The organism is Oceanobacillus sp. FSL K6-0127 (genome assembly GCF_037983385.1).
Lineage (GTDB): Bacteria > Bacillota > Bacilli > Bacillales > Amphibacillaceae > Oceanobacillus > Oceanobacillus profundus.
In genome coordinates this window covers 750,833-768,549 of sequence record NZ_CP150287.1, presented here as the reverse complement: position 1 = coordinate 768,549, position 17,717 = coordinate 750,833, and the positions used below count along the sequence as shown (strand labels likewise).

Below are 17,717 nucleotides of genomic sequence, written 5' to 3'. Positions count from 1 at the left end.
AATTTTAAAATTACAAAAAAACAACGCTACTCTATGGAAGATAGCGTTGTTTTCGTATAAAGCCATTTATTTGGGCTCATCTTATAATCTTTTTAACTCCTAAAATGCTGTATCAATTCATTTAATTCTTCCGCTAATTTAGCGAGCTCGTCTGAACTTAGTGCAACTTCTTCCATTGAACTGCTAATCTGCTGTGAAGATGCAGAGGTTTGTTCAACACCCGCTGCAGATTCCTCCGAGATTGCTGCAATCTCCTGAATGGAAGTATTCATATTGTCACTGGTATCAGAAATGGTAGATAGTTTATCAGAAATTGTTTTAATATCATTTACCATTTGCGTGACTGAAGTACTTATTGTTTGGAACGTATCTCTTGTTACTTTTAATTGACTTGTTCCTTGTTGAACTTCTTTATATCCATCTCGTAAAGACTTCGTTACCTGACTTGTTTCGCTTTGAATATTTCCAACAATATCTGTGATGCCACTTACCGATGACCCAACCTGTTCTGCAAGCTTTCTAACCTCATCGGCAACAACTGCAAATCCCTTTCCACTTTCTCCAGCCCGAGCTGCCTCAATCGCAGCATTTAAAGCTAATAAATTCGTTTGATCAGCGATATCTTTAATAACAGATACTAAATCAGAGATTTTCTGAGATTGTGAATCTAAGTTTTCTACTTTCTGTACAGAATCATAAATAATGCTGTCAATTGTTTCCATTTGTTCTGTCGATTTTTCCATTAAGTTTCTGCCTTCATTTGTATGGCTCAATACTTGATTAGAAGATTCATATACCTGATTGCTGTTCGTATATGCTTGATCGGTATCTGATCTGAATGTAGCCATTAAGGAAGAAAGGTCACTTGTTGTATTTGCTTGTGACTCTGAGCCAAACGCTAATTCCTGCATCGTAGTCGCCACTTGTTCAGATCCTATCTTCACATCATTTGCTGACTGCGTTAATTCTTCACTTTTACTGGTAACCGTCTCGGATACATTTTTGATTTTCATTACGAGTTCTCGTAGTGTTTCATTCATCGTATTTGTAGAGCTTACCAATTGACCTATTTCATCATCCGATTTAGCTTGCAAATTTGTTTCCCTTAAATTACCTAATTCTAAATCCTTCATCACTTTCATAATTTGAGGAAGATCTTTTAACATACGTTTTAATAAAACAACCACTACTACAACAAGAATTAAACAGGCAATGCTAAAAAACAAGACCATCATTATCGTAAACGTCCCAAGTTCACTTAAAGCTTCATCTTCTGGTAACGCTGTGCCAATGGACCAGCCGGTTGTATGAACTGGTGAATACCCAATATATTCTAAACTGTCACCTATTTGCGCTAATTGAAGACCTGTTTCACCTGCAATCATTTTATTACCTATATTTCCTAGTTCACCAGACATAGACTGCAGCTGTTCTTCAAGGATTAATGTTTCATCTGGATGATATAAAACCGTTCCATCACTGGAGATTAAGAAAGAATACCCGCTCTCACCCATTTTATAAGATTGCATAAGCTCTGGTAACTGGTCTAGAAAGATATCAATTGCAACAATACCGACTGTATCCCCATTCACTTTAATTGGCTTCATTGCACTCAAAATAATTTTTCCAAATACTTCATCCATGTATGGTTCGGTAAAATAAACATCCTCTTCCGCTATAGCTGCCTCATACCAAGGCCTACTCGTTATGTCAAAGCTAGGGTCTGATAAAACATTATTGCTTCCAATTAAAAAGTTTGATTTATTACTCGCAACCCATGCCATTGCGATTGAATCATCTGTTTCAACAATCTCATCAAGCGACTGTAATACACCATCATAATAATCATTTTCTAAAGCTTCATCTCGAGAGTCAGTTGTATTTAAGAACTTGCCAAACTCTTGATTCGTTACCATTTGCCGCACAATGGTCGCTTCTTCTTTAAACATGCTATTAACCTGTGCAGCGATTGCATCACTTTTAGTTGATAAGTCAGTTTCAACATTTTCAACTAATAATGCCTTTGTATACATATGTATAAAGAATCCTGTTGCAGAAAACACAATAAATATAGCTATAAAAAGTGCTGCAGCTACTTTTGTTGATATACTTTTGCGAATCCAATTAAATCGTACCGACTTCTTTTTCTTTTCTTTTGCCGCCACCATAAATTCCTTCTTTCTTGTATTTTGATGATGCTACTCGTTGTGATATGATCCGGTAATAGTTTATGTGGTTCACATAATTTAGATTAAACATCAAAAGCCTTTATTGATTTGCAACATAAAAGAAACTCTGCTTCTCACATAATATTCACTAACTAGAAGCAAAGTTTTTTTAGATATTCAATTGTTTCCTACCATATCAGCATATTAAATGGTTAATTTATGTATCATTACATTAGTTTCCCATTAAAGAATAGCTAATCCAATTATACCATTAGTTTACTTTATTAGGTACTTAAGTACTAGTTTTTTATATTGTCAATTTATTTTCGCTATTATTGCAGTCCTATTTTCTAGAGGGTAATGCATTTTTTCTCTTCATTGAATGGATTAACAATGAAGAGTAGGAAGGAAAGCGTTATTTGATAGATAAAGATGAGGGAGGCAGCTAGCAGACATAAAACGCCCCATATACGATTTTAATATCATATTTGGGGCGTTGACGTTCCTATCCATCCGTATAGTATATATTAATTTTTACCGTCGCGATTCCAAAATCTAGTTTTACGTACTGCTTCTATAAATTGCTGACTGTCATCAATAACAACACCACTCTGTCCAGAAATTTGCAGGTCTTCCAGGATAGATGCTCCTGCTTTTATGGCACCGATTGGTTTGTAATGCAGAAGGGCTTCCTTGACAAAATAAGGTGCTTCAAAACTGAATAATGGCGTTTTGCCATTTTCGCTCGCTAACAGGACGGCATCGAATAAAACAGAGTCTGCGGTCATCAATGTGTGGGCAACTGGAAGTACTGTATTGTCACTACCCTTAATGGTACCCTGATGGTCACTTACAACCTCGGCGTTTATACCAGCTTCCTTTAATTCATCCATCATTTCAGACAAACCTTCTGGGTAATCGTCTGCTGCAATGACAGCTACCTTGCGTGTATCTGTTTTCTTCGTGGTGTTCTCCTGGCTTAGGGCTGGTGAAGATTTTGTATACGTTATACCAGGTCATAATTCCCTTCTTCTGTATAAAATTTTGTCGCAAACCCACGAACATCACGTGCTAAATCTCCAGATCCGCGGGAACCTGCGACTGTAGAACGGATACTAGTTAAATTTTTATTCAAAAAAAACGCTTCATCTCGAATGAGACAAGCGTTTTACATATAAGCTTCCAGCCGGATTTGAACCGACGACCCCTTCCTTACCATGGAAGTGCTCTACCTGCTGAGCTATGGAAGCAATTGGCTCCACAGGTAGGATTCGAACCTACGACCGATCGGTTAACAGCCGATTGCTCTACCACTGAGCTACTGTGGAATAGTCTTATGTAAAAAATCCAGAATACGAAAAAAGCAGCCTGGCGGCGTCCTACTCTTGCAGGGGCAAAGCCCCAACTACCATCGGCGCTGAAGAGCTTAACTTCTGTGTTCGGCATGGGAACAGGTGTAGCCTCTTCGCTATTGCTACCAGACAACTTTATAAGGTAAAATATTGATTTATACCTTAAAAACTAAATAAGAGTAAACAAGACATCAAATAAAGAATTTAGTTAAGTCCTCGATCGATTAGTATCCGTAAGCTCCACGTGTCACCACGCTTCCACACCGAACCTATCAACCTCATCGTCTCTGAGGGATCTTACTCACTCGAAGTGATGGGAAGTCTCATCTTGAGGGGGGCTTCATGCTTAGATGCTTTCAGCACTTATCCTTTCCACACGTAGCTACCCAGCGATGCTCCTGGCGGAACAACTGGTACACCAGCGGTGTGTCCATCCCGGTCCTCTCGTACTAAGGACAGCTCCTCTCAAACTTCCAACGCCCACGACGGATAGGGACCGAACTGTCTCACGACGTTCTGAACCCAGCTCGCGTACCGCTTTAATGGGCGAACAGCCCAACCCTTGGGACCGACTACAGCCCCAGGATGCGATGAGCCGACATCGAGGTGCCAAACCTCCCCGTCGATGTGAACTCTTGGGGGAGATAAGCCTGTTATCCCCGGGGTAGCTTTTATCCGTTGAGCGATGGCCCTTCCATGCGGAACCACCGGATCACTAAGCCCGACTTTCGTCCCTGCTCGACTTGTAGGTCTCGCAGTCAAGCTCCCTTGTGCCTTTACACTCTACGAATGATTTCCAACCATTCTGAGGGAACCTTTGGGCGCCTCCGTTACCTTTTGGGAGGCGACCGCCCCAGTCAAACTGCCCGCCTGACACTGTCTCCGAACCGGATCACGGTCCTGGGTTAGAATGTCCATACAGCCAGGGTGGTATCCCACGGATGCCTCCACCGAAGCTAGCGCTCCGGTTTCCAAGGCTCCCACCTATCCTGTACAAGCTGCACAGACATTCAATATCAGGCTACAGTAAAGCTCCACGGGGTCTTTCCGTCCTGTCGCGGGTAATGCGCATCTTCACGCATAGTATAATTTCACCGGGTCTCTCGTTGAGACAGTGCCCAAGTCGTTGCACCTTTCGTGCGGGTCGGAACTTACCCGACAAGGAATTTCGCTACCTTAGGACCGTTATAGTTACGGCCGCCGTTTACTGGGGCTTCGGTTCAAAGCTTCGCCTTGCGGCTAACATTTCCCCTTAACCTTCCAGCACCGGGCAGGTGTCAGCCCCTATACTTCGCCTTTCGGCTTCGCAGAGACCTGTGTTTTTGCTAAACAGTCGCTTGGGCCTATTCACTGCGGCTCCATGTAAATGAAGCACCCCTTCTCCCGAAGTTACGGGGTCATTTTGCCGAGTTCCTTAACGAGAGTTCTCCCGCTCACCTTAGGATTCTCTCCTCGCCTACCTGTGTCGGTTTGCGGTACGGGCACCTATGATCTAACTAGAGGCTTTTCTTGGCAGTGTGAAATCCGGAACTTCGGTACTAAATTTCCCTCCCCATCACAGCTTGAAATTGCCAGACGGATTTGCCTATCTGACTTTCTCACTGCTTGGGCGCACATATCCATCAGTGCGCATTCCTTATCCTACTGCGTCCCCCCATCGCTCAAACAATCATGAGGTGGTACAGGAATATCTACCTGTTGTCCATCGCCTACGCCTTTCGGCCTCGGCTTAGGTCCCGACTAACCCTGAGAGGACGAGCCTTCCTCAGGAAACCTTAGGCATTCGGTGAAAGAGATTCTCACTCTTTTTTCGCTACTCATACCGGCATTCTCACTTCTAAGCGCTCCACCAGTCCTCACGGTCTGACTTCACAGCACTTAGAACGCTCTCCTACCATTGTTCGTAAGAACAATCCGCAGCTTCGGTGATACGTTTAGCCCCGGTACATTTTCGGCGCAGAGTCACTCGACCAGTGAGCTATTACGCACTCTTTAAATGATGGCTGCTTCTAAGCCAACATCCTGGTTGTCTGGGCAACTCCACATCCTTTTCCACTTAACGTATACTTTGGGACCTTAGCTGGCGGTCTGGGCTGTTTCCCTTTCGACTATGAACCTTATCACCCATAGTCTGACTCCCAAGTAAAAGTAACTGGCATTCGGAGTTTGACTGAATTCGGTAACCCGGTGAGGGCCCCTAGTCCAATCAGTGCTCTACCTCCAGTACTCTATTTCTTGAGGCTAGCCCTAAAGCTATTTCGGAGAGAACCAGCTATCTCCGTGTTCGATTGGCATTTCACCCCTACCCACACCTCATCCCCGCATTTTTCAACATACGTGGGTTCGGGCCTCCAGTCAGTGTTACCTGACCTTCACCCTGGACATGGGTAGATCACACGGTTTCGGGTCTACGACCGCATACTCATTCGCCCTATTCAGACTCGCTTTCGCTGCGGCTCCGTGTCTTCCACTTAACCTTGCATACGATCGTAACTCGCCGGTCCATTCTACAAAAGGTACGCCGTTACCCATTAACGGGCTTCGACTACTTGTAGGCACACGGTTTCAGGTTCTATTTCACTCCCCTTCCGGGGTGCTTTTCACCTTTCCCTCACGGTACTGGTTCACTATCGGTCACTAGAGAGTATTTAGCCTTGGGAGATGGTCCTCCCGGATTCCGACGGAATTCCACGTGTTCCGCCGTACTCAGGATACACTCCGGAGGGAATTCTTTTTCAACTACAGGGCTGTTACCTTCTGTGGCTGACCTTTCCAGGTCGATTCATTTAAAGAATTCCTTGGTAACTCCGAGTGGAGTGTCCTACAACCCCAGAAAGCAAGCTTTCTGGTTTGGGCTCTTTCCGTTTCGCTCGCCGCTACTCAGGAAATCGATTTTTCTTTCTCTTCCTCCGGGTACTGAGATGTTTCAGTTCCCCGGGTCTACCTCATGCACCCTATGTATTCAGATGCATGTACTGTTCCATTACGAACAGTGGGTTCCCCCATTCGGAAATCCCCGGATCAAAGTTTACTTACAACTCCCCGAGGCATATCGGTGTTAGTCCCGTCCTTCATCGGCTTCTAGTGCCAAGGCATCCACCGTGCGCCCTTATTCACTTAACTAAGTTACAGTAAATAAGCGTACTAATTTATTAGCCTTGCTTTTATTTAAAAATATTGATGTCGTTGTTACTCTTATTTAGTTTTCAAGGTACAAAAATGGAGCCTAGCGGGATCGAACCGCTGACCTCCTGCGTGCAAGGCAGGCGCTCTCCCAGCTGAGCTAAGGCCCCACGATATAAAATTCAAAATAGATGGTGGGCCTGAGTGGACTCGAACCACCGACCTCACGCTTATCAGGCGTGCGCTCTAACCAGCTGAGCTACAGGCCCATCTATTATAAGTATCATGTTCATGAAAGAAATTAATCTCTCAAAACTGAACCAAACAACCAAGTATGTTTCCGTAATAATCCTTAGAAAGGAGGTGATCCAGCCGCACCTTCCGATACGGCTACCTTGTTACGACTTCACCCCAATCATTAGTCCCACCTTCGGCGGCTGGCTCCAAAAGGTTACCTCACCGACTTCGGGTGTTACCAACTCTCGTGGTGTGACGGGCGGTGTGTACAAGGCCCGGGAACGTATTCACCGCGGCATGCTGATCCGCGATTACTAGCGATTCCGGCTTCATGTAGGCGAGTTGCAGCCTACAATCCGAACTGAGAATGGTTTTATGGGATTGGCTTGACCTCGCGGGTTCGCTTCCCTTTGTTCCATCCATTGTAGCACGTGTGTAGCCCAGGTCATAAGGGGCATGATGATTTGACGTCATCCCCACCTTCCTCCGGTTTGTCACCGGCAGTCACCTTAGAGTGCCCAACTGAATGCTGGCAACTAAGATCAAGGGTTGCGCTCGTTGCGGGACTTAACCCAACATCTCACGACACGAGCTGACGACAACCATGCACCACCTGTCACTCTGTCCCCGAAGGGAAAACTCTATCTCTAGAGGTATCAGAGGATGTCAAGACCTGGTAAGGTTCTTCGCGTTGCTTCGAATTAAACCACATGCTCCACCGCTTGTGCGGGCCCCCGTCAATTCTTTTGAGTTTCAGCCTTGCGGCCGTACTCCCCAGGCGGAGTGCTTAATGCGTTAACTTCAGCACTAAGGGGCGGAAACCCCCTAACACCTAGCACTCATCGTTTACGGCGTGGACTACCAGGGTATCTAATCCTGTTCGCTACCCACGCTTTCGCTCCTCAGCGTCAGTTACAGACCAGAGAGTCGCCTTCGCCACTGGTGTTCCTCCACATCTCTACGCATTTCACCGCTACACGTGGAATTCCACTCTCCTCTTCTGTACTCAAGTCCTCCAGTTTCCAATGACCCTCCACGGTTAAGCCGTGGGCTTTCACATCAGACTTAAAAGACCGCCTGCGAGCGCTTTACGCCCAATAATTCCGGACAACGCTTGCCACCTACGTATTACCGCGGCTGCTGGCACGTAGTTAGCCGTGGCTTTCTGGTTAGGTACCGTCAAGGTTGGGTCAGTTACTACCCAACTTGTTCTTCCCTAACAACAGAGTTTTACGATCCGAAAACCTTCATCACTCACGCGGCGTTGCTCCGTCAGACTTTCGTCCATTGCGGAAGATTCCCTACTGCTGCCTCCCGTAGGAGTCTGGGCCGTGTCTCAGTCCCAGTGTGGCCGATCACCCTCTCAGGTCGGCTACGCATCGTCGCCTTGGTGAGCCGTTACCTCACCAACTAGCTAATGCGCCGCGGGCCCATCTGTAAGTGACAGCCGAAACCGTCTTTTATCTTCTCACCATGAGATGAAAAGTGTTATCCGGTATTAGCTCACGTTTCCGCGAGTTATCCCGATCTTACAGGCAGGTTGCCCACGTGTTACTCACCCGTCCGCCGCTCATTCCATAAACATTACCCCGAAGGGTTCTGTTTATTTCCTGCGCTCGACTTGCATGTATTAGGCACGCCGCCAGCGTTCGTCCTGAGCCAAGATCAAACTCTCCATAAAAAGTTTGTAATACTTAGCTTTTGTAGAAGCTGACTTCTACTTGTTTTAAAAAGAAAAACGAGTTTCCTTTTTCTTGACATACTGGTTGTTTTGTTCAGTTTTCAAAGATCAATTTGTTATAATGTCGTTTTTTAGCGACGAGATATAATATAACATGGTATCAAATTGTTGTCAATATGTTTTTGCAAAAAACTTTTTTCTGTTTTCCAGAAATTGTTTTATTAAGCGACAACAGAATTTAATATAGCATAATAAAAACAGTTGAGCAATAGGTAAAACAAAAAAACAATAATTATGATTAGTTTTTATTTTTAGTTTACATTATTGCCACAATAAATATTTATTCAGCATGACTTACACCCAGCATCAACCTTATAATTGAATACTCCTCACATACTTAACGACGAGTTCAATGTGAGGAGCTTTACAATTACTGATTTTCTTGTCGCTTTGGCATGTATTTCACACATTCCTGTTCACTGGCTACACGACGAAGTAATTGAAAAAGGTTACGGTATCTTTCTCTCATCGCCCGTTTAACCATATGATCAATTCTACTGTCTCCCATATCTAATAGTAACTCTTCAAGCTCTCTTTTTAATAAATACTCAATCTCTTTTTGTTCCATTTCATTAATCAATAAGCCCAACATCTCATTCACCTCATAACCTTCTCTACTATCTAGACAGCTTTACAGCTGTGTCATCGTTCAATTACTACCATTCATCACTAAATCCCTTTGCCAAAAACATAACTTATTTTCAGAAAAGGTACATTACAACCATTCGTCGCTCAGAGTGAATTTTGTCGGTTGTTGTTATCTTCACTCGTATCAAGGCGGTATTTCTCGAACATCATCAAGCACGGTATCTTTTGTTAAACTTACTATTCCCCTATTTCCACTATTTTCATCCCCTTTTTTGCTAAATTCTTCAACTATCGATTTTCTTAGAAAGTGAAAATACATTCAGTTATGGGGTTCACTTCCTCCTTCACTGAACATAAGCCCCTTACAAACATTCACGTTTTATCTCTCTTATGCTTAATGGAGTTGTAGTACAGTTCGTTAATGCATAAGAAATCCTAAGGCTTGTTCATATTTCTCATCACTGCTCATAAACATAATAGTAAGAGTCAATGGAGAAAATGGAGGAGAAATTATGGATCATTTTTATGCTATCGGCTTAAGACGGCGGAAAAGCCTAATTATTATTATTGCGCTTGCACTTTTTACATCATTATTTATATGGACACAAAGGGATGCTGTTATTTCTGTTTTTTCTAATGAGAAACCAACTGCTCTTTCAAAGGGAAACGAAGATGAACCCGCTATCGCATTAACATTTAACATTAGTTGGGGCGAAGAAAGAGTATTGGACATTTTGGATCAGCTTAAAAATGAAAATGTACAAGCAACATTTTTTGTCAGTGGTGAATGGGCAGAACGTCATCCGAAAATACTGGAACAAATTTCAGAAGGTGAGCATGAGTTAGGAATGATGGGTTATCGATATAAAAGCTACCTGGATCAGGAAATTGAACAAGTAAGAAAGGATTTGCTTTATGCTCGTGATATTTTCAACAAGCTTGGATATGAGGATGTTAACCTATTACGAACACCTAGCGGGCATTTCAATGAAGAAGTCATGGAGCTGGCAGAAAGTTTGGATTTTGATGTGATTCATTGGAACATTAACCCGAATGATTGGGAAAACCCAGGAACTTCTGTAATTGTTGATAAGGTGATGAAAGATACAAGCAACGGGGATATTATCTTATTCCATGCTTCTGATGCCGCTAAACAAACAGCAGATGCTCTAAAAACGATTTTGCCTGGGTTAAAAAATAAAGGATTCCAACCTGTAACAATTTCTGAATTAATCAACCAAGCACATGCTGAAACCAATCCAGTTGAATAAAAAAGCTCAAAAACCTCTGACCGAATTTTAGTCAGAGGTCCTTTATTTATGCTTTACTAGCCTTCGCATTTTTACTTAACTTGCTCGTTTTCTTTCCTTCTGTTTGTTTCTCCTCTGCTTTTTTCGTTATTCGGTGCAAGGTAAGCAATTGATATGTATTACATGCAAGTAATGGAACAATCATTAACCAAGCATAATCACTGCCTTGCACTTGCAATCCAGGAACCCACTCAACCGTTGTGATAACAACCATAAAAAATAGTGCTGGTACAAACGCCTTAGGGTTTGTTTCCTTTGCTTTTCTCTTCGCCACAACCCAACCAAATGCTAATAAGCCAGCTGCACCTAAGATATACCAATAAATAGCTACCATTCCATCAGCTGCTCGATATGGGAAGTAAACTAAATCAAATAGAACAAATGCAATGACGAGTACTTGAACAGTTGGCCAAAAGGAACGAAACATATTCAATCCCATTCGGTGAATAAATAGATAGGCAAAAAAACCAGTCATACTGACAACGCTAAATGTCAGACCTAGTCCAACAAAAAACAAAATGAGTCCAACTACTTCTATGAAATCAAACGGACTTAAATACGTTGCATAATCTTGTGGCTTTACAAAGAAGCTAACAACAAGACCTGCAATTCCCCCAATAATAAATGTTTTCCATAAAAAATTTACCAAGTTACGACTATTCAATATAAAATCCCCCTACAATCTGTGGCAATGAACAACTTTCATGATCATAATAGTGACTCTAATAGTACATCCTTTACGTACATATTCTAACATGAAGCGCTTTATTTTTCCCACCCCAAGTGAATATTTTATAAATTTGTCACTCATATTAAGGATATAGGAAGGAGGAACAATATCACATGTTACGCAAAGTATGTTTAACACTCCTTGCAATATCCTTCATGTTATTAGTTGCATGTAATGGTGAAGGTGGCTCCCCAAAAGAGGGAGATTATGAAGCAACAAAGAAAATGGTTGTTGATATATTACAAACAGAAGATGGAAAAAAGGCGTTAGCAGAAATTATGTCCGATGAGAAACTGAAGCAAGAGCTTGTCATTCAGTCTGATGTGGTAAAAAAGTCAATTAATGAGACTCTTGTATCTGACAAGGGGAAAGAAATGTGGTCGACATTATTCGAAGACCCGAAGTTTGTCGAGGGCTATGCCAAGTCCATGTCAGAAGAGCATAAGAAATTGATGAAAGACTTAATGAGTGATGCAGAATATCAGAAGCAAATGCTGGAATTATTACAAAATCCTGAAGTTACCAATCAAATGCTAAGTCTCTTAAAAAGCCAGCAATTTAAAGCGCACTTAGAGGAATCCATCACACAGACACTTGAAACCCCATTATTTCAAGCAAAAATGCAAGAAATCTTGCTTAAAGCAGCTGAAGAACAAGCTAAGCAACAAGGTGAAGGCGGTTCTCAGCAACAGGGTGGCGGTCAAGGCAACGGCGGAGAAGAAGAACCTGGCGGCGGTAGTGGAGGCGGTGGCGGCGGCAATTAGCAACATCACTTGCTTATCTACTTCATATGTCTGGAAAATACAACAAAGAGGGGAAAAAATCCCCTCTTTTATTCATCTTCCAGCTTGGCAATGACCTTCGCTGCAATTTTATGGAACTGTTTGCCATTCGGATGGTCTTCTTGGTACACGGAAGGAGCAAATACATCTTCTTCCTCATATGGCTGTTGAATTGGTAATTGTCCTAATACTTTTGTTTTTAGGACCTCCGCAAGCTTTTTACCGCCGCCTTCACCAAACACATATTCAATCTCGCCAGTTTTCTTGCTTTCAAAATAGGCCATGTTTTCGACAACACCTAAAATTTCATGATCCGTCTTCAGAGCCATTTGCCCTGCCCTTGCTGCTACAAATGCCGCTGTCGGGTGCGGAGTTGTTACGATAATTTCTTTACACGTTGGCAGAAGCTCATGGACATCCATTGCAATATCTCCTGTTCCTGGTGGTAAATCAAGGAGAAGGTAGTCCAAATCGCCCCATTCCACTTCTGAAAAGAAGCTGTTAATCATTTTTCCAAGCATTGGTCCGCGCCAAATAATCGGTGAATTATCTTCTACAAAGAAGCCCATTGAGATTACTTTTACACCAAATCGTTCAACAGGAAGAATCTTTTTGCCACGAACAACAGGGCGTTCTTCTACACCCATCATGTCAGGAACACTGAAACCGTAAATGTCAGCATCAATAATACCGACCTTTTTACCAAGTCGCATAAGAGAAACAGCGAGGTTAACCGTAACAGTAGACTTTCCTACGCCACCTTTACCACTGGCAATTGCAATAAACTTCGTATTGGTGTTTCCACCCATTAGTGAAGCTTCCTTCGCTTCGTCTGCTGCAGGTTGATATTTTTGAATAACCTCATGCGGCAGCTGTTCAAATCGTAGTCCAACAGTGTTTGCGCCACTTCTTTTCAAAATGCCGACGATTTCCTGCTGCATTTGCATTTGTTCAGCGGTATTTGTTTTCGAGATACCAATTTTGACACTGACGTGCTTCTTGTCCTCCTTAATCGTTACACTGATAATTCCACCGGTTTCTTCCAGTGTTCTATGTAAAAAAGGATCCTTTATAGGATTTAGTAGTTCTTTTACTTCTTCTTGCGTTATCATCGTAAGTCACCACCCCTTATCTTATGTACTAACAAATGAAGTACTGCATCTGTTATAGGTCGTTCAAAAAGTCCGGTAAAAATGATATCGAATTTCGCACGAATGCTAGCTTTTCCTGCAAAAACGTCTGCTTACATATTAAAAGATTCAATGAACTTCTGTTAAAACCATCCACGTCCTGTGGACAACACAGAAGTCACCATCCTGTGGATGCCCTCTACTCATAACTCCGCACCTCGAACTCCGACGCACAGAACGTGCTAGTGTCAGCGTCCGTAAAAGGTCGTTGCAAAATTAGCCGACTTCGATCCTTTTTATCCTTCTTTTGAACACGTACTGTTAGTATAACATAATTCGAGCTAAATCTAAGTGATTTGCACTATGGTTACGGTTTCACTCTTCCTCTTGCATATCCTCTGTTAAATATCTCAGAACCCCTTCATAAATACTCACTGCCATTTTCCGTTGGTAATCCTCTTGTGTCAATAACGCCTGCTCCTCCGGGTTCGACAAAAAACCAATCTCTACGAGTGCCCCGGGCGCCTTTGCGTGCTTCAATAAATAGACCCCATTAATAACTAATGGTGAGCGATTTGTATTCTCTAGATTACGAATAATCTCTTCTTGAATCATTTTTGCTAAATGCCCATTTTCATCAAATGAAGGGTAATAGAAAGTTTGCGCACCTTTCCAGCGGCTGGAAGGAACAGCATTTAAATGAACAGTCAAGAAAAAATCCGGTTCTTTTTCATGGATAAACTCCAGTCGGTTTCGAATATCCTCAGCTTTTCTTCTTGCTAACCCTTTCGTACTCTCATCAGCAAGGTCCGTATCTTCTTCTCTCGTCAAATAAACGAGCGCACCATTTTGCTGGAGATAGCTTTGCAGCATTTTCGAAACAGCTAGCGAAATATCCTTTTCCTCTGTTTCATCTGACCCAACAGCTCCACCATCTGGACCACCATGTCCCGGATCAATCACAATCGTTTTTCCGGAAAGTGGTGGCGACCATGGACCACTCGCTTCAAAATCACTTTGAGTAATTGGAATTTGAATTAAAAACACTAACACAAATACCCCAAGCACCCAATACATTACCTTCGTCCTACGCACCATCTTACCCGCTCCTCTAGAGATTGTTCAAGAAGTCCGGCCAAAATATCCCACTTCTTCTGAACACGTATTTTAACTATTCTATTCTTAAATTTATGGGACAAGTTACGGGTTTATGACTACCGATTTGTGGTATGCTAAAGATGAGAAAATGTTTACTGAAGACTGAAAAAGGCTATTAATTACAAATAGACAAATGAACAGGAGGGAAAACGGTATGATTTGGATTGGTATTGGTTTAATCATTATAGGAGTTGCATTTATTGGATTGGTTGTTTTCCTTATTAAACCATTGAACAAGCTTGCAAGTGTTTTAAATAGCTTACAGAAGACAACGGATAAGCTTCCAAAAACAGTGGATGATGTAACTTCCCAAACAACAGAAGCAATCGGAACAGGAATTGATACACTTCATCAGGTAAATAGTCAGGTTAAACATTTAAGCCCCATCTTCCAAATCGTTGGGGACGCTGGACATGCTGCTAACCAGCTGTCATCAAAAATGGTGGATGCAGTTGAAGATATGAAGCAAAATACACAGCAAGCCAATGATTTTGCAACAAGAAAAAACCTTGAGGGACTATACGGAGCATTAACGCTTGGTTTTTTTCTTTTTCAAAAAGCGAGGAAGTAACTCTAAATACAAGAACTTGAAATTAAATAAGAGACGAGTCGTTTTTTAACGACTCGTCTCTTATTATTTCTCTAGAGGGATTATTTAACAATCTTATCGTTTACTTCTTGCTTAATGCGCTCGATATCATTCGCCCGCATTGCTCCATCCGCATAGAGTTTCTTTTCAAAATTTTTCACGCACTCAAAAACCGACTTATTTTCTCCTTGCTCTTGCCTTTTCGATAAGTAATCGACCGCCAGCCAGCCAAGAGAAACTCCTGCAACAGCGCTTGCAAGCATGGCGAAATTCCTTTTGCCTTCTCTCATATTGTTCACCCTTTTGCTTTTTTCAGTTCCTGACGCTTTTTAAGCCAGTAGTATCCTAAGGCAAAGGTGCCATAGACGCCCCCAAGCTTATTGCTTTCTGCAACTTCCTTACCGCCTTCTGTTTTCGTCTTAATTGAGTCGGTTACATCTACTAGTGAAGAAGAGAATTTACGCGTAACATTTCCGACATCACCAATCACATAAAATAGCGGGCTTAAATGCTTTAGTTTGTCATTTACATCTACTAACGTTTGATTACTTTCATTAATCATATTACCTGTTTCTTTAAATACATCATCCAATTGCTTTGGCAGCTCTTTTACAGTCTTATCTATTCCACCCAGGACACCTGCAAGGTTATTCAAAGCATGTCCAATGAAGAACGCTAAAACAAGAAACGCCACTCCAATAAGTAGTACACCAATCCCAACTAACGTCATCTTGATCCCTCTTTTCCTGTATTTACCGGAACAACTTCCGTATGCTGTACCATCAATTCATTTTTTTCCTTTGTTCCCTTTTGCCATTTTGAAAACAACTGTATGGCAACCTCACTCCATGTCATTCCTGCGACAAAAGGCTTCATTTTTTGTTCTAATTTTTGCTCTGATAGCTGTTTGCTTTTTTCATCATAGACTTCATTCAATGATATGACTGATTTTCCGACATTTTCTGCAGAGTCAAAAACACTATCCGTAGCATTTATCTTTTCCCGTATGTCATCAACCAGTTTACTTGATTCATTTAATGTTTTCGTAAGATGTGGGGTCATGTATTCTAATTCTCTCTCAAGTTCTCCTAGCGATGTTCCGAGCGTTTTCACCATATTTGCAACACGTTTTAATACAAAGGATAGATAAATGGCAACAATTGCAAAGGCGATCGAAACGAACAAAATACTGACGTAAAAGATTTCCATATGTAATGGTCCCTCCTTAATTTAACACTACTATATTATACCACGCGACCTAATAAATAAAACGTTTACGCGCAGATCCAGAAGATTGATAAGAGCAAATCATGGGTATAGAGAAAGTAACGAACGAATTGGAGGATTCCCAATGGCTACTGTTAAACAATTTTCACAAGAATTTATGAAGAAATTCAACGAACAAAATGTTACGTTACTTGCCGCATCTTTAGCATACTATTTTCTTTTAGCTATTTTTCCGCTGTTAATCGTAGCATTCGCTATTATTCCCTATTTTCAAATCAGTCCTGATGATGCGATGGAATTTATTGGCTCTATCATCCCTGGTGAGCTCGTTTCTGTCTTTGAAGAAAACATCGTCAGTCTCGTAGCAACACCACGCGGAGGTCTGTTAACCGTCGGTATTATTGGTGCGCTCTGGTCTGCGTCAAATGGAATTAATGCGTTTATTAAAGCATCGAACGAAGCATATGATGTCGAAGAAACCCGATCCTTTATCGTTGTTCGTCTCATTGCTTTTGGGTTAACTCTAAGCTTAATTTTAGCAGTGGTTACCGCTATTTTACTACCTGTGTTCGGTGATGTTCTTTTAGAGTTCACTATTTCATTGCTTGGCATAAACGCCGAAATGACATGGCTCTTGCAAGTGTTACGATATGCAATTAGTCTCATTATTATTACTGTATTGCTCATGTGTCTCTATCGATTCGCACCAAATAAAAGAATCCCATTTAAGCATATACTCCCTGGTGCAATAGGAGCAAGCATTCTGTGGCAGGTTATCTCATTTGGTTTTTCCATCTACGTAGGTAATTTCGGAAACTACTCTGCCACATATGGAAGTCTTGGAGGAATCATCGTCTTAATGATTTGGTTTTTCTTAACGGCTATCATTCTCCTCGTTGGTGCTCTCCTTAGTGTGATGTACCACCAAAAGGCAACGAGGGAGAATAAAGAAATTCATAAGGCTGCAAATATATAGTACGAATGGGCTTGGAGCATATCTCCAAGCCTTCATTTACCGACGGAGAATAGCATTAATACTTTCTCGCACCTTAAAAGGCAAAGGTTGTTCCATTGCTTTATGCAATAAATCAGGACGTGTAACAGGATTTGATTGAAGATATTTCTCGATTCGTTTTGCCTTTTCTTGCTTATTTGGAATTAACTGATATAAAACAAACCAATCCTCCAATGCTGCCAAAGGAATCGAAACGCCTTGAATATTTTTTCTTCCAACAATGTGATTTGCATCAAAGACCAATTGATAAATCCCTTGATCATGTTCGATAGCGAAGTTCCCCATTACATCAACCCCAACACCATCTACCTCGTATTGATAAAAATAGGTTGTGCGAAATGGATCCTTTCTAGAAGCTGTTTTCTCTTTCCCAACCCGACTCATCGCATACCTGATAGGATCGATATCCTTTTCTGCAATCAATAAATCGATATCATTTGGTGAATCAGCTATTCGGTAGTGATTCAATAATAGAGAGCCGCCAAGTGCCCATTCTAGATTCTTCTCATCTAATTTTTCCCCTATTTTAATTAAAGAATGATGGATCTTCATAAGGTAACCTCATTT

Annotated in this window: 14 protein-coding genes, 4 tRNA genes, 3 rRNA genes and 1 pseudogene; 4 read left to right on the top strand and 18 right to left on the bottom strand. The window is 41.8% G+C overall.

Annotated features, from left to right (window positions below; genetic code table 11):
• Positions 1-92: 92 nt before the first annotated feature.
• The 11 genes and pseudogenes from MHH64_RS03750 to MHH64_RS03700 form a co-directional block, all read right to left on the bottom strand.
• Positions 93-2,168: a methyl-accepting chemotaxis protein gene (locus MHH64_RS03750; RefSeq protein ID WP_339315624.1), complete on the bottom strand. Its 2,076-nt coding sequence runs from the start codon at positions 2,166-2,168 to the stop codon at positions 93-95.
• 527 nt (positions 2,169-2,695) lie between these two features.
• Positions 2,696-3,178: a DJ-1/PfpI family protein gene (locus MHH64_RS03745; RefSeq protein WP_303449465.1), complete on the bottom strand. Its 483-nt coding sequence runs from the start codon at positions 3,176-3,178 to the stop codon at positions 2,696-2,698.
• Positions 3,178-3,282, bottom strand: a pseudogene (locus MHH64_RS03740) (catalase); the annotation flags it as partial. The pseudogene MHH64_RS03740 and the gene MHH64_RS03745, both read right to left, overlap by 1 nt.
• Positions 3,283-3,345: 63 nt before the next feature.
• Positions 3,346-3,418, bottom strand: a tRNA-Thr gene (locus tag MHH64_RS03735).
• A 3-nt stretch (positions 3,419-3,421) separates the two neighbouring features.
• Positions 3,422-3,496 (bottom strand) — tRNA-Asn (locus MHH64_RS03730).
• 38 nt (positions 3,497-3,534) lie between these two features.
• Positions 3,535-3,650, bottom strand: a 5S ribosomal RNA gene (gene rrf / locus MHH64_RS03725).
• 74 nt (positions 3,651-3,724) lie between these two features.
• A 23S ribosomal RNA gene (locus MHH64_RS03720) occupies positions 3,725-6,643 on the bottom strand.
• A gap of 97 nt (positions 6,644-6,740) precedes the next feature.
• Positions 6,741-6,813, bottom strand: a tRNA-Ala gene (locus MHH64_RS03715).
• Between the two features lie 22 nt (positions 6,814-6,835).
• A tRNA-Ile gene (locus MHH64_RS03710) sits at positions 6,836-6,912 on the bottom strand.
• Positions 6,913-6,999: 87 nt separating this feature from the next.
• Positions 7,000-8,561, bottom strand: a 16S ribosomal RNA gene (locus MHH64_RS03705).
• The 16S, 23S and 5S rRNA genes sit together here with 4 tRNA genes alongside, the layout of an rRNA operon.
• Positions 8,562-8,991: 430 nt before the next feature.
• Entirely contained in the window at positions 8,992-9,213 is a 222-nt protein-coding gene (locus MHH64_RS03700; RefSeq protein WP_095313377.1) for a hypothetical protein, read from the bottom strand.
• Between the two features lie 508 nt (positions 9,214-9,721).
• On the opposite strand from MHH64_RS03700, the gene pdaB reads away from it, so the two are divergent.
• Positions 9,722-10,480: a polysaccharide deacetylase family sporulation protein PdaB gene (gene pdaB / locus MHH64_RS03695; protein ID WP_251660908.1), complete on the top strand. Its 759-nt coding sequence runs from the start codon at positions 9,722-9,724 to the stop codon at positions 10,478-10,480.
• A 46-nt stretch (positions 10,481-10,526) separates the two neighbouring features.
• On the opposite strand, the gene MHH64_RS03690 is transcribed toward pdaB, so the two are convergent.
• Positions 10,527-11,183: a KinB-signaling pathway activation protein gene (locus tag MHH64_RS03690; protein WP_340002696.1), complete on the bottom strand. Its 657-nt coding sequence runs from the start codon at positions 11,181-11,183 to the stop codon at positions 10,527-10,529.
• 179 nt (positions 11,184-11,362) lie between these two features.
• On the opposite strand from MHH64_RS03690, the gene gerD reads away from it, so the two are divergent.
• Positions 11,363-12,013, top strand: a complete 651-nt coding sequence (gene gerD, locus MHH64_RS03685; protein WP_118890085.1) for a spore germination lipoprotein GerD — start codon at positions 11,363-11,365, stop codon at positions 12,011-12,013.
• A 68-nt stretch (positions 12,014-12,081) separates the two neighbouring features.
• On the opposite strand, the gene MHH64_RS03680 is transcribed toward gerD, so the two are convergent.
• Both MHH64_RS03680 and cwlD read right to left on the bottom strand, forming a co-directional pair.
• Positions 12,082-13,143, bottom strand: a complete 1,062-nt coding sequence (locus MHH64_RS03680; protein WP_340002695.1) for an Mrp/NBP35 family ATP-binding protein — start codon at positions 13,141-13,143, stop codon at positions 12,082-12,084.
• Between the two features lie 393 nt (positions 13,144-13,536).
• Complete coding sequence (gene cwlD, locus MHH64_RS03675) at positions 13,537-14,259, bottom strand: N-acetylmuramoyl-L-alanine amidase CwlD (protein ID WP_340002694.1); 723 nt, start codon at positions 14,257-14,259, stop codon at positions 13,537-13,539.
• A gap of 214 nt (positions 14,260-14,473) precedes the next feature.
• Between cwlD and MHH64_RS03670 the strand changes: the two genes are divergently transcribed.
• Positions 14,474-14,890 (top strand): DUF948 domain-containing protein, encoded by a 417-nt coding sequence (locus tag MHH64_RS03670; protein ID WP_095313386.1) that lies wholly within the window; start codon positions 14,474-14,476, stop codon positions 14,888-14,890.
• 80 nt (positions 14,891-14,970) lie between these two features.
• Here MHH64_RS03670 and MHH64_RS03665 read toward each other — a convergent pair whose 3' ends face one another.
• The 3 genes from MHH64_RS03665 to MHH64_RS03655 are packed head-to-tail and all read right to left on the bottom strand — an operon-like array spanning position 14,971 to position 16,117.
• Positions 14,971-15,198 (bottom strand): hypothetical protein, encoded by a 228-nt coding sequence (locus MHH64_RS03665; protein ID WP_340002693.1) that lies wholly within the window; start codon positions 15,196-15,198, stop codon positions 14,971-14,973.
• Between the two features lie 5 nt (positions 15,199-15,203).
• On the bottom strand, positions 15,204-15,638 hold the full coding sequence (locus MHH64_RS03660) for a DUF948 domain-containing protein (protein ID WP_095313390.1): 435 nt from the start codon (positions 15,636-15,638) through the stop codon (positions 15,204-15,206).
• On the bottom strand, positions 15,635-16,117 hold the full coding sequence (locus tag MHH64_RS03655; RefSeq protein WP_095313392.1) for a DUF948 domain-containing protein: 483 nt from the start codon (positions 16,115-16,117) through the stop codon (positions 15,635-15,637). The genes MHH64_RS03660 and MHH64_RS03655 overlap by 4 nt, the downstream gene beginning before the upstream one ends.
• Positions 16,118-16,259: 142 nt before the next feature.
• Here MHH64_RS03655 and MHH64_RS03650 point away from each other — a divergent pair, with 142 nt between their 5' ends.
• Positions 16,260-17,111, top strand: coding sequence for a YihY/virulence factor BrkB family protein (locus tag MHH64_RS03650; RefSeq protein ID WP_095313394.1), 852 nt, complete (start codon positions 16,260-16,262; stop codon positions 17,109-17,111).
• Between the two features lie 36 nt (positions 17,112-17,147).
• On the opposite strand, the gene MHH64_RS03645 is transcribed toward MHH64_RS03650, so the two are convergent.
• Entirely contained in the window at positions 17,148-17,702 is a 555-nt protein-coding gene (locus MHH64_RS03645; protein WP_340002692.1) for a hypothetical protein, read from the bottom strand.
• Positions 17,703-17,717 lie beyond the last annotated feature (15 nt).